The sequence below is a fragment of the Fusibacter sp. 3D3 genome, assembly GCF_001748365.1.
Lineage (GTDB): Bacteria > Bacillota > Clostridia > Peptostreptococcales > Acidaminobacteraceae > Fusibacter_A.
Genome location: NZ_BDHH01000008.1, coordinates 31,238 through 43,855, shown reverse-complemented (window position 1 = coordinate 43,855; position 12,618 = coordinate 31,238). Strand labels below are relative to the sequence as shown.

Annotated in this window: 15 protein-coding genes; 2 read left to right on the top strand and 13 right to left on the bottom strand. The window is 37.5% G+C overall.

What is annotated here, in order from left to right; genetic code table 11:
* Positions 1 to 32: 32 nt before the first annotated feature.
* From F3D3_RS10680 to F3D3_RS10620, 13 genes are all read right to left on the bottom strand, one after another.
* Positions 33 to 1,214: a PLP-dependent aminotransferase family protein gene (locus F3D3_RS10680; protein ID WP_069873785.1), complete on the bottom strand. Its 1,182-nt coding sequence runs from the start codon at positions 1,212 to 1,214 to the stop codon at positions 33 to 35.
* 36 nt (positions 1,215 to 1,250) lie between these two features.
* Complete coding sequence (locus F3D3_RS10675) at positions 1,251 to 1,886, bottom strand: GntR family transcriptional regulator (protein ID WP_175438348.1); 636 nt, start codon at positions 1,884 to 1,886, stop codon at positions 1,251 to 1,253.
* Positions 1,887 to 1,989: 103 nt separating this feature from the next.
* The gene (locus F3D3_RS10670; protein WP_175438347.1) at positions 1,990 to 2,892 is read right to left on the bottom strand and encodes a thiamine pyrophosphate-dependent enzyme; all 903 of its coding nucleotides are present in this window, start codon (positions 2,890 to 2,892) and stop codon (positions 1,990 to 1,992) included.
* Positions 2,889 to 4,073, bottom strand: a complete 1,185-nt coding sequence (locus tag F3D3_RS10665) for a transketolase C-terminal domain-containing protein (protein WP_069873781.1) — start codon at positions 4,071 to 4,073, stop codon at positions 2,889 to 2,891. The genes F3D3_RS10670 and F3D3_RS10665 overlap by 4 nt, the downstream gene beginning before the upstream one ends.
* Entirely contained in the window at positions 4,073 to 4,375 is a 303-nt protein-coding gene (locus F3D3_RS10660) for a 4Fe-4S binding protein (RefSeq protein ID WP_084388956.1), read from the bottom strand. Before F3D3_RS10660 ends, F3D3_RS10665 begins: the two co-directional genes overlap by 1 nt.
* Positions 4,376 to 4,903: a 2-oxoacid:acceptor oxidoreductase family protein gene (locus tag F3D3_RS10655; RefSeq protein WP_069873779.1), complete on the bottom strand. Its 528-nt coding sequence runs from the start codon at positions 4,901 to 4,903 to the stop codon at positions 4,376 to 4,378.
* A gap of 176 nt (positions 4,904 to 5,079) precedes the next feature.
* Entirely contained in the window at positions 5,080 to 5,928 is an 849-nt protein-coding gene (locus tag F3D3_RS10650) for a nitroreductase family protein (protein WP_069873777.1), read from the bottom strand.
* A 30-nt stretch (positions 5,929 to 5,958) separates the two neighbouring features.
* Positions 5,959 to 6,816 carry a sensor domain-containing diguanylate cyclase gene (locus F3D3_RS24105; RefSeq protein ID WP_069873776.1) on the bottom strand — a complete coding sequence of 286 codons (858 nt, stop codon included), beginning with the start codon at positions 6,814 to 6,816 and terminating at the stop codon, positions 5,959 to 5,961.
* Between the two features lie 186 nt (positions 6,817 to 7,002).
* The gene (gene ndk / locus F3D3_RS10640) at positions 7,003 to 7,440 is read right to left on the bottom strand and encodes a nucleoside-diphosphate kinase (RefSeq protein ID WP_242877121.1); all 438 of its coding nucleotides are present in this window, start codon (positions 7,438 to 7,440) and stop codon (positions 7,003 to 7,005) included.
* An 87-nt stretch (positions 7,441 to 7,527) separates the two neighbouring features.
* On the bottom strand, positions 7,528 to 8,193 hold the full coding sequence (locus F3D3_RS10635) for a hypothetical protein (protein ID WP_069873774.1): 666 nt from the start codon (positions 8,191 to 8,193) through the stop codon (positions 7,528 to 7,530).
* A gap of 105 nt (positions 8,194 to 8,298) precedes the next feature.
* Positions 8,299 to 9,165 carry a hypothetical protein gene (locus F3D3_RS10630; protein WP_069873772.1) on the bottom strand — a complete coding sequence of 289 codons (867 nt, stop codon included), beginning with the start codon at positions 9,163 to 9,165 and terminating at the stop codon, positions 8,299 to 8,301.
* Positions 9,166 to 9,241: 76 nt separating this feature from the next.
* Complete coding sequence (locus F3D3_RS10625) at positions 9,242 to 10,732, bottom strand: diguanylate cyclase (protein WP_069873770.1); 1,491 nt, start codon at positions 10,730 to 10,732, stop codon at positions 9,242 to 9,244.
* A complete protein-coding gene (locus tag F3D3_RS10620) occupies positions 10,729 to 10,896 on the bottom strand; it encodes a rubredoxin (RefSeq protein ID WP_069873768.1) in 168 nt (55 codons plus the stop codon). Before F3D3_RS10620 ends, F3D3_RS10625 begins: the two co-directional genes overlap by 4 nt.
* A gap of 203 nt (positions 10,897 to 11,099) precedes the next feature.
* On the opposite strand from F3D3_RS10620, the gene F3D3_RS10615 reads away from it, so the two are divergent.
* Positions 11,100 to 11,639, top strand: a complete 540-nt coding sequence (locus F3D3_RS10615; protein ID WP_242877120.1) for a cob(I)yrinic acid a,c-diamide adenosyltransferase — start codon at positions 11,100 to 11,102, stop codon at positions 11,637 to 11,639.
* A 61-nt stretch (positions 11,640 to 11,700) separates the two neighbouring features.
* Entirely contained in the window at positions 11,701 to 12,585 is an 885-nt protein-coding gene (locus F3D3_RS10610; RefSeq protein ID WP_069873767.1) for an ADP-ribosylglycohydrolase family protein, read from the top strand.
* The last annotated feature ends 33 nt before the right edge of the window (positions 12,586 to 12,618 follow it).

Below are 12,618 nucleotides of genomic sequence, written 5' to 3'. Positions count from 1 at the left end.
GATCGGTTTATGATCATAGGGAGAGGGAAACCTTAAAGCGCTTCTTTGAGCAGTGCACCTAGTCTTTTGATACCTTCGACAATCTTGTCGTCAGGCATATTGGAATAATTAACTCTCATTGTATTTTCATGTCCACCATTTGGGAAAAAAGAACCGCCTGGGACAAACGCAACTTTGCGCTCCACCGCTTTAACCATAAGTGCTTTTGCATCTATTTGCTCAGGCAATTCAACCCAAGCAAACAAACCACCCTGTGGTACTTCATAATGGGCTGCTTTAGGAAAATGAGCATCCATTGTGGAAATCATCAAGTCTCTTCTGTGCTTATACACCTTTTTGATCTTCTCAATGTGTGCATCTAAATCATAATCTTCTAAATAGACGGCAAGTTCTCTTTGACTTATTGAACTCGACTGTAAGTCTGCGCTTTGCTTTACTGTAATATACTTAGAAAGCAACACTTCACTTGCACACACCCAGCCGATTCTCAATCCTGGCGAAAACGTTTTTGAAAAAGTGCCTAAATAAACAACCCTACCTTCGGTATCAAGCGACTTGATCGCCGGTTGAGACTCACCTTCAAACCTCAATTCACCGTATGGATTATCTTCAACAATCACAAGATTATACTTATTCGCAATTTCAACAAGCGCTTTTCTTCTCTCAAGCGACCAAGTCCTTCCAGATGGATTTTGAAAGTCAGGAATCACATAAATATATTTCACATTTTCTGTATGGTTAATCACATCTTCAAGATGCGATATAATCATGCCGTCTGAATCTGTTGCTATTTCTTTAAATTGGCATTCATAAGCTCTAAAAGCATTGATTGCACCTAAATAGCTCGGACTCTCGCAAAGCACATAATCGTTTGGATTTATAAAAACTTTTCCAGTAAAATCAAGACCTTGCTGTGAGCCACTGGTAATTAAAATATCCTCTTTTTTCGCCTTAATGCCCTGTTTTCCCATTCTTAATGCAATCTTTTCTCTAAGCGGATCGTAACCTTCTGTTGGACTGTACTGCAAGGCTTCTTTCCCCATAGTTTCAAGGACTTTAAGCGTTACCACTTTCATCTCTTCGATTGGAAATAACTCTGGTGCGGGCAATCCACCTGCAAAAGAAATAATTTCAGGTTGTTGTGTCAACTTTAAAATTTCTCTGATCTCTGATGCTTTTGCTTTTTTGACTCTTTCTGAAAAAAGATGCTCCATAACCATGCCTCCTACTCATCTGCCGTTATTATATTTTTAAGAAAAAAAACTACGTGACAACTCTTCTAAAAATCGGCGTGTATGTTCTTCCGTATGCTTTCTGGCATCTTCTGAGTGCTTATCTTTAATTGCAGTTGCAATATCCTGAAGAGACTCAAAAAACCATTCAAAATTTTCGATTACATATTGAATGGACTGCAAAAACCTTGCCGTCTTTGTATTGAGATTATCAAGCACATCAATCAAGATCTCATTCCTTGATGCGGTTCTGATAATTTCATGAAAGTTTTGATCATCCTCGATACATAATTTGTAATCTTTAACGATATCATACTTTGAAAATCGTTCTATGATTTCATATAACGCCAATATTTCGTCTGGTGTTGCACGCTTTGCCGCCAATTCTGCCGCAAGACCCTCAAGATTTTTTTTGACCTCATAGGCACTTTTCACTGTTGCAAGATCAATTTGAGTGACAAAAGTCCCTACTCTTGGTCTAATCTCAACCAGATCAATTTGAGACAACTTAATGAGTGCTTCTCTTACAGGGGTCCGACTTACACCAAATTCAACAATTAAATCTCTTTCGTTAATCACATCACCTGGCTTCATTTCTAACTCTATTATCCTCTTTTTTAAAACTTCAAAAATCACATTATTGGCTTGTTTCACTGATCCATCCCTCATCATCTATAATCATGTCGTATTCTGTAAAATTCTAGGTAATCTATTAACCCTTATTATACATGATTTAAAAAGGTAAACCAAGCATTAGTTATTGCCATTCTGCAAGCATTTGAGCCCATTTTTCGCCTCTGAGTGCTTCAATATTTTCAATATCTTCATCCTTTAAATGTCTAAATCTTGCCTGTCCTTTAAGATAAGGCCTGACGTCATTTGAAAGATCCGGTTTTTTATTGAGCCTAAATCGACCATTTTCATATTCTGCAAGATACCAGAGCCCATTGTCGACAACTTCTTTAGCAAGCGCAATCGTCTGATCTGATTCATGTCCCCAACCCGTAGGACATGGCGAGAACACATGAATATAGGCAGGACCGTCTGCTTCTTTTGCCTTCTGAACTTTATTCATAAAATCCTCTAAGTAGCCTACGCTTGCAGTTGCAGCATACTTGATGCCGTGTGCCGCAACGATTTCAAACATATTCTTTTTAGGCTTGATATTACCCCTGATCACCTTTCCCGCTGGCGTTGTCGTGGTACTTGCTCCAAATGGCGTTAGACCACTCTTTTGAATGCCTGTGTTCATATAAGCTTCATTATCTGTACAAATATAAATAAACTTTTCACCCCTATCAATCGCACCTGATAACGCTTGGATCCCGATATCGGCAGTCCCACCATCACCCGCAAAAGCGACCGAAAGATGATCTTTATGAAGCGCTTTTAACCCTGCAGCAACACCTGTTGCAACGGCTGCGGTTGAAGCAAATGGCGTAATAATCGCATTGTTTTTAAAAGCCATATTGGGATATATAAAAGACACCGCTGCCATACAACCCGCTGGTAATGAAAGATAAGCTTCTTCTCCAAGTACTTTTAATGCCAATCGAAGCGCTAAACTCTCGCCACATCCGCCACAAGCCTTATGACCATAAAAATATTCATCGCTTGTGATATTTCTTGCATTCAACTGGATCGATTTGTTTATCGTCATAACGTACACCTCACATTGTAATAAGTTACTGCATCAATCTGCTCTCCAGCAGAAGCAAGTTGTAAATTTTCATACATTTCATGAATATCGTCTTTAGTGATATCCCTGCCACCGATGCCTCCAATGAAATTATAAGTCTCTTTTTTTATGCCACTTTGCACAAATGCCGAATTGACATTCGTGTAAAGTGTACCTTCATAACCAAAAGATATATTTTTATCTACAATGCCAATGGTTTTGGCGTTCTTTACCAGTTCCATGAGTTTTTCCACAGGAAAAGGTCTAACCACCCTGAGTTTAACAAGCCCAACGCGCTTGCCCTCTGCTCTTAATCTGTCCACCACAACTCTAGCAGTCCCCGTGACACTTCCCGTAGTCACTAAAATCACTTCTGCATCTTCGTGTTTATAGCCTTCTAATGCACCCCCATAGCCCCTTCCAAACTGGCTTTCGAACTCAGAATCTATCGTTTCAATAATTTCAAGTGCACGCAGTAAATCTCTATGTTGTTTTATTTTAAACTCCATATTGTGTTGATTCCCTGCTGAAATACACATGCTCATAGGCATTTCATCATTCATCATATGATGTGCACCTAAAAACGTAGGTAGAAATTGATCTACAGCCTCTTGTGAGGGTATGTTCACTTTTTCATACGTATGGGTCAGTACAAAACCATCAAGGTTAATCATTACTGGCGCCATGACGCTTTCGTGCTCTGCTATTTTAAAACTCTGTATCGTCATATCCAAAGCTTCTTGAGCATCCTCAACAAATATCTGCACCCATCCTGAATTGAGCAAAAACATGACGTCCATTTGATCCCCATAAATATTCCAAGGTGTTGCAAGTGCTCTATTGGCATTCATCATGACAATTGGAAGTCTTGCACCCGATGCATAAGGCAAACACTCTGCCATATATAAAAGCCCCTGTGAGGAAGTTGCTGTAAACGTTCTTGCACCGACTGAACTTGCGCCAATAGAACAGGCCATAGCACTGTGTTCAGATTCCACGTGCATATATTCACAATCAAGTTCACCGTTTTGTACAAAAGAGGAGATTTTTTCTACCGTTATGGTTTGAGGTGTAATCGGGTAAGCTGCAACGACATTTGGTCTTGATCGTTTAACGCCATATGCAACTGCCTCATCCCCATTTAAAAAAGCATTACGACTCATTATTTTTCCTCCTTAACCATGCTTATTGCCTTGATTTTACATTCATTCGCACAAATGCCACACCCTTTACAATAATCATAATCGATTTCAAACTTCTGATCTTCATTTTGATGAATCGCACCCTCTGGACATACCAAATAGCATCGATAACAACTCACACATTGATCTAAATGAATCACGGGCATAAAAACACGCCAGCCCGAATTTTGATCTGTAATATGAAAACTCTTACAACTTGAACCCAGTGGGTAATCGCTGAGACTTGTCAAAGTAGGCACAGGAACTCTTTTAAAATTTTTCATTTATAAGCCTCCTTGTTCATAAGCGCATTTAAAAGCTTCTATATTTTTTTCTGCAATGCTCGGCTTCATACTTGCTCTAATAGCATCCATACAAGCTTGATAACGCACTGCCTCTTTAGCATAACGCGCTAAATAGCCCAACATGACCGTGTTCGAGATCGGAATTCCCAATATCTCAAGTGCAATTTTGGTGGCATCAATGCCTCTAATATTTTTATGGCTAAACACTCTTTGTGTGTTAATTAAGATAAGGGCATCCTCGTTTTTCAAATCGCTGAGAACAGATTCATCAAACAATGTATCATCTAAAAAAACGATGTAATCACATTTTGTGAGTTCACTTCGATCTGTTATTTTCTCATTTGAGATTCTATTAAAGCCTAAAACAGGAGCCCCTCTTCTTTCAGGACCAAAGGATGGAAAGGCTTGTGCAAATTTCTCGTCGTAAATAGAAGCTGCGACACCCAGTAACTTTGCACCAGTAAAACTCCCTTGGCCACCTCTGCCATGCCATCTTATTTCGAACATAAAACACCTCTTTCACTTCATCATTTTTCCTGATATATGCCTGATATATCAGTTGTATGTATCAAGTGTACCACATCTATGTTCACAAAACAATAATGATCATTAATCATGATTTTAATAAAAAAAAGCGCTCAAATTTGCGCTTTTTTTCAGACGATACTCTATCAGGGTTTTAATCAAAGTGTTTGCCAAGACATGATGTATTCAATATTTGGATCATTGATTGGAATTTGAAGGCCCTCGTAGATACGCCATTCGCCCTTAATCCCGATTTCATCGACAGCACTTTTGAAATGTGCCATCCCTATGCCTATGTCGAGTAACTGCATATCAAATTTTAATCGGCCATTATAATTAGGGGTATGCTTTATAAAAAAATGAATGAATCCATCTGCAGTCACCACCATACGCCAAGGTTGTTTATTGGATGCCGAGGGACCAATTCTTATCATTTCTAGTGGAATTTCATAAATCCCCGCTGCTTCTTTTTTTAGGGGATTATCAAAATTCTGATTAAAAAAAAGGGTTTCAAAGGCCAATTTATGATCTGAATTCGCAAATCGTCTCATGGTTTTTTCAATAATACTCGGCCTTTCATCATGATATCCAATCGGGGTAATGGCCGGAATGATGAAGCTGTTATTTTTTTCAAATTTAGCGCTGAGCATCTTTCGATCAAAAGTACCTCCGAGCCAGCACGACCCCACGCCAAGATCCAATAGATTGAGCATGAAAATTTCAAAAGTGTAACCAAAATCAATTAAGTGCACTTTTGTATTCTTCGTCATGCCGACAATATAAGCCGCTGGATTTCTAATAACACCATACGTGCCTATTTTTTCACCTTCTGCATTGATATGATTGCTGACAGGAATCATTGTAAATTCCGCACTATGACCAAATGGTCCCACACTCTGATTCAGTTCATCTAAAAATTGATTGATTGTTGCTAAATGATTTTCAGTAATAGGCGTGTTTTTGAAACTTCTCACAGATCGCCTGTTTTCAATTAATTGGATATACATATAACCCTCCTTACAAATTAGTTGCGATGATCATAGCCTCTCATGTCGTCGCTTTTTCTTAGAGTACATTTGTTGGTCTGCATCAATAATAAACTGCTCTAATGTGAATTCGGGTGTGAATTCTGATAGGCCAATGCTTGCGCTAATATGCACCACTTGTTTGTTAAAATTAAATTCTAGGCTCGTTATTTCCTCTTCAATTCGATTGATAATGGTATTGGAAACCACCTCATCAGCACCTTTTAGCAAAAGCACAAATTCATCACCACCATAACGTGCTGCAATATCCCCACCTCGAATTGAGCCTTTTAGAACTTCCGCTACCTTCATCAAAACAATATCCCCTGATCTATGACCATAGCGATCATTAATTAATTTAAAATCATCCAGATCCAATAAAGCCAGTGTAAACGGTTCCCCTTCACGATGATAATGATCAATAAGTTCTGATATTTGTTCGATAAAATACTGTCTTGAATTCAACCGAGTGAGCCCATCATAGTAAGCCATATCGATCACTTTTTTGCCAATGATTTTTTCATGGATATCCATGCAACTGCCCAAATAACCCAGAAACTCACCGCCATCATAGATGGGTGTTCCTCGATCTGAAATCCATCTGAACTCACCATCGCTTCTTCTCAACCGATATTCCATATAAAAAGCTTCCCGTTTATCAAAATGCTCTGTATAAACTTTAATACACCTTTCTAAATCCTCTAAGTGAACATTCTCGACCCAACCATCTCCTTGCTCCTCTTCCATAGAACGTCCTGTGAATTTTAACCATGTCCGATTAAAATAATAGCATTTTTTATCCAGACCACTCATCCAAATCATATTGGGTGCATTTTCAACAATTAACTCATAGATATTAGTCTTCGCCATAAAAATCTCCTTATTTTTTAATCAACGTGGATACTCAGTCCACTTTGCTACATGCATAACTTTTACGGATGCTCATACACTAAATAGTTTTTATTATTCTTAATACCCAAACGATTATTCTATAATAAAGATTTTGCAAAAAAAGACCTCTAATTTTTAAATTAAAGGTCTTTTCGATACACTTCTCTATTTATTTTCATTTTTTAACTCAGGAAACCATATATGGATTTCTCTTTCAGCAGACGCCTTCGAATCTGAACCATGTACCAAATTTTCTGTGGTGCAAAAGGCATATTGTCCTCTAATGCTGCCTGAATCCGCTTTTAAAAAATCTGTTGCGCCATTTATTTTTCGAACAAGTTCGATCGCATTCTCACCGTACAAGGCCATTACAACGATTGGTCCTGATTTCATAAAGGAGAGTAAATCCTCATAGAACGCTTTTCCAATATGCTCCTCATAATGCTTTTCAAGTATTTCTTGAGTTGCACTGACAAATTTCATAGCACTGATCTTTAGATTCTTAACTTCATAGCGTTCAATGATCCTGCCAATCAATGCTCTTTTAACGCCATCTGGCTTGATGATCACTAAAGTCTGTTCCATGTTGCGGCTTTTATTCATAAAATCATCTCCTTTGAAAACCTATATCCAAATTTCATGACTTCAATCAGGGTTTAGAGGGCTACACAACGTTTGACTTTTGAAACTCTAACGCTCACGCTCAATTTTAAAAAAATCGGGTGCAATATTCGTTGCAATTCTTTGATAGTATGCCTTTTTCTTAGAATCCACCTCAAGCCTTGATATCAATAAATTGATCCACGCAAATTGGAGATTGTTTTCTGTTCTCTGTCTCAAGTCCAAAAGAGATTCTTTTTGCTTTTCCACAGGGCCACTGATGATTTGTCTAACCGCAATAATCGTGGACAGATACGCTTGATCTTGTTTATGAATGCGCTTTCGAATCCACTCATCATGATCCAATGTCCTTAGAAACACCTTTGAATAAACGCGCCACTCACTTGGAACATACCACCGATTTAAACATCTCCATGATGCCAACGCTTGATCTTCATCATATGCCTTTTTCATCAAACTAAAAAAAAGAACGGTCTGTTCCCTCAATACTGGAAAAACAAGCGTTTTTTTAAGTGTCTCCACCATTTGATCATAAGCGTTTATATCCAAACATATGTAGAGTTTGTTGAGAATCATGCCCGTATAACGATTCGTTTGTCGGATATCGACGATATAGCTGCCGCACAAAACCACGCCTAATAAAACCAGCCCCTTAAGCCTATAGCCGTTTAAAACGCCATATAAGCTTACTATAAGCATAGTGCCGTAGATTATTTGTTTCAGCCTAAACGTCATTGAATTCTCCTCAGCCTTTTTTTGGATAGACACCGCTTCGTCTAACCGCTTAGAGTGGCTGAACATACCAGCTCTAAGCGGTTAGACGAAAACCAGTGAATCCCATTATTGAACCGCTAAAATTTCATCTTCTCTTATCTTGATTTCATCCATGACTTCAGAATAAGGTTTGTCAAAACGCGTGTATTTGCCAATGATTGCATTGAGCAAGTAATGTGTTTCAAGAATCGACATTTCCTTGATGATACATCTTGAAGCGGTTAACAAGAACCTATCCATCTTTGGCGAAGTCTTCATCAGGTTGTGGTAAATGTATTCCGAAACATCCTTATCCCTAATATCCAACAGTTTAAAATAGAGCTTCAACTCTTTATTGTTATACTCATTAAATAAGACATCAATTACGCGTTCATGCCCCATTTCCCTCTTAATCTTTAAAAGTGCTAAAAGGTCATATTTTAATTTTCTATAAGTGTAGTCAAAGTTTTTATACTTAATATTAATTTCGTTCTCTTCGTTAATGTCTAAGGTCTCTTTATCATTGTATATTCTTTGATAATTATTGCGTAAAAAATCATCTCCCAATAAGCTGATTAAGTAATTAATAATAGAATCACTGTCAATGCCCTTTTGAATCATTAAAGCACCAGAACCCAGAACAATTAACTTAGCATAGTAAATATCGCTGTCGTCAAAATTATAAGCATAGTGCTCAATCACTTCCGAAACTACTGAAGAATCTGTTCCAGCACTGATTAGTGAGATCAAAAGATGGAAAGTAAAATCTGTATCATAATACTCTGATTTTGTAATCGCTATAATGCCTTTTTCTCTTGCAACTTCACTGGCCCTACTTATGAGTTTAATGTAATTAATAAGTCTAAACTTATCTGCAATGGGCAGTAAATTTATGCGGTTTAAGTCATAACAGTTTTCGAAATAGTCTGTAATGTGATCTACTTTTTTTATCATATCTCGCCTCCAAGTGTAATTATTTCTTATGTTTATTATACCAAACAAGGCAACCTCGTACAATGCCCACTCTTGGTCACTGTCTAGTGCTTTTTTTTAGCGTTTTTACCGCATACATGCGCTCATCAGCATAGTTTATAAAGGCTTCCACAGACAAGGGCACATCTTTTTTATATTCTGACAGCCCATAACTAATCCCCATTTCATAAGGTTTTTGCTCTTTTTCAATAATGAGATCAAGGACGGTTTGAATTCTATTCATAATTTGTCCAGCTTCCAATTCAGCACAATTTGCAAGCCCTAAAACCATTTCATCACCGCCAAAGCGCATGCCGATATCGCCTTGTCTGATGCCTTCACGAATAACAGTTGTAACGGTCCTAATATACCAGTCTCCTTCCGAATGACCAAAGGTATCATTCACATGTTTGAGCCCGTCCATATCAATGAAACAAATCGTTACATCATAAATATGTCTTTTCGCTTTTTCAAATTCTTTGCTGAGCAATACAAGGCCTGTTCTGCGATTATAAAGACCTGTCATTTCATCAATTGTGGCTAATTTCTCAAAGGCTTCTTCTGTTTCTTTTTGCTTTGTTATATCTGCAAGACCGATGAGCAGATGTTCTTTGCCCCAAAAATTAAACTTCCCAACGGAAATTAAACATACGATTTCATGCCTATTGAGGTCTCTAACATTTGCCTCTATGCCTTTGAGGATGTGTTCGTGTTCTTTCTCTGAAAAATGTTGAATCTGATGCTTTGTTTCTTCAGAGATGAAATCTTGAAGATTCATGCGAAGTGCTTCCTCATAATTCATCTGTAAAAGAACCTCCCCAGCATCATTAATTTCTTGAATGGTAAAATCTTTTAGGTCTACAATAATGATCGCTGTTGGGGCAATATCAAAGAGATTTTTAGTTTCATTGATAGCTTCTAAAGTTCTGCGATAAGCAGGTTTGTAAACCAAAAAATATGCCCCTACTATAAGACTCAACATCAATATCGTAAACCCGATTTCAAATTGAATGTGATCTCGGTTGTATGTTTTAGAATAAACAGTCAATTGATTTACAAGCGCATCCATATACCTTAAATAGTAGTCACCATTAAGGCTCAAGTTGTTGCGTTCCTCAAAGAGAAGCGACTTTTTTTCATTAATAATTTGACCTGTAATTCTTAAAATTTCCTCATAATAGGGGGCCACTGAGTCCAAAAGCTGTTTCGAATTCGTATCCACAAACTGATCAAAGAATACATCCGCCACAAGCTGTTCATGTGTTGTTTTAAGCAGATTTAGAGAAAACTCAAGTTCTTTGAAATAAAATTCTTTTTGAGACACAGACTCAGCTTGTTCAAATTCCAAGGCACTTTTAACAATTCTTTGACTGAGCATCCGCTGTTTTCCAGTGGTATCAATAAACTGTCCAACCAATTCCTGCTCTTTGACCGAATGGATCACAAGAAATGCATTCAAGCAGATCAAAAGCCCAATTGCGACTAAACTCAATTTGAAAAATTTTCGCCATGTAGATTTTTCATCAAAAGTGCTCTTCTGCTTAATCATGCTTTAACCACAGGCACAAAAGCCATTTTAGGTTGATTGCAGGTTGGGCATCTAAAATCCTCTGGCAAGTCTTCAAAAGAGGTGCCTTTCGGAATGTCTCTACGCCACTCTCCTTTTTCAGGTTTATAAAAATAGCTGCATACGGTACATTTATAATTTTCCACATTAACCTCCTCTATTTTTTAAAACAACTTTGTTAAATAGCCTTTTTAGATAGCTCTATTATAACATCTTTCACACTTTTTAAGATTCTTATTTTATTTACATTCTTCATTATTAATCAGATCAATTTCGGGTATCAACTTTAACATCTAGAGAAGCTATAAATATCGAAAGGAGGCCATAGAGAAATTTATGGATTACAAATATGATGAAAATTTATACTAAAACAGGCGACAAGGGACAAACTAGCCTATACGACGGCACACGTGTTTCAAAATTTGATGTCAGAGTTGAAAGCTACGGTACAATTGATGAACTCAATTCTAACATTGGCGTATCCAGACAATTTTGTGATAATCCAGAGATCAAGGCGCATTTGCTCAAAATTCAAAGGATGCTTTTTAATATTGCCGGAGAACTCGCTACGATTGAGGGCGCTACTTTCCCAGAAAAAGTAACCGAAGAAGACATCACATGGCTAGAATTCATAATAGATCATTATTTAGATCAAATGAATAGAGATGAGGTTTTTCAGTTTATCATTCCTGGAAGTAACGCGTTCAGTGCACATATGCATGTGACCCGAACTGTCTGCAGGCGTGCAGAAAGACGCGTTTTGGAACTTTCTGCACACGCTGATATAAGACCTGTATTGATAAAATATATAAATCGTTTATCCGATGCAATCTATACGATGGCGCGTTTTTCTGAAACAGACTTAATACGCGTTGAATTTATGAAATAGATTGAGGTATGCGAAATTGGGTAAATTATGAATAGACGACATATGTAAAGGTGGGATTTCTATGGAACGATTGAAAGGAATGCTATTCGGCTCATTTGTTGGCGATGCTTTTTCACTTAATGTTCACTGGGTTTATGACACAGACAAATTAATGATTGAAGCTCAGTCCCAAAACGATTATGTTGATCCCTCTAAAAACTTATTTCATGCTCATAAACACAAGGGCGATTTTACCCATTACGGTGATCAGAGTTTGCTCCTATTAAAAAGCATTTCTGCCAACAAGGGTTTTGATTTAGTTGCATTTCAAACAAATTGGTTAACTTATATGCAAAAATATGAGGGTTATATGGATCATGCTACTAAAGAAAGTATGGCACTTCTAGACCAACAAAATCACAGGGGTTCATCATCAGATGAGTTGGGTGGTTTTGCGAGGTGCTTTCCACTCATTTTTTACTATTTTGACGATCCAAAATTGCATGATTTTGTTGAAGCACAAACACGTATGACACATGATGATGAAAATTTAATTCACATCAGTCACTTTTTGACAGATTTAACATTAGAACTCATCATCGGAAAACCATTACACGAGAGTATCGATATTTTAATGCTAAAATATCCACCGTTTAAGCGTGTCTTTGATCGACTGAAAGCACATCGTGAAGAAGACACCATAGAATTTGTCAAAGATATTGGTCAAAGCTGCACCAGTGAATACGCTTTTCCAGCCACTATGTATCTGATTTTAAAATATGAACATCAATTTGCTGAAGCGTTAAGATTGAACAATCTCTGTGGTGGCGACTCTGCAAGTCGCGGCATCATCATTGGTGCAATTTTAGGTCTGATCAATGGCTATCACAACATTCCCAAACATTTAATCGATCATCTTAACGCATATTCTATAATTGAAAATTTTAGTGCCTATAAACGGCTCTAAAATGTTCTCCTTAATTTCAAATCAGTGTCCACC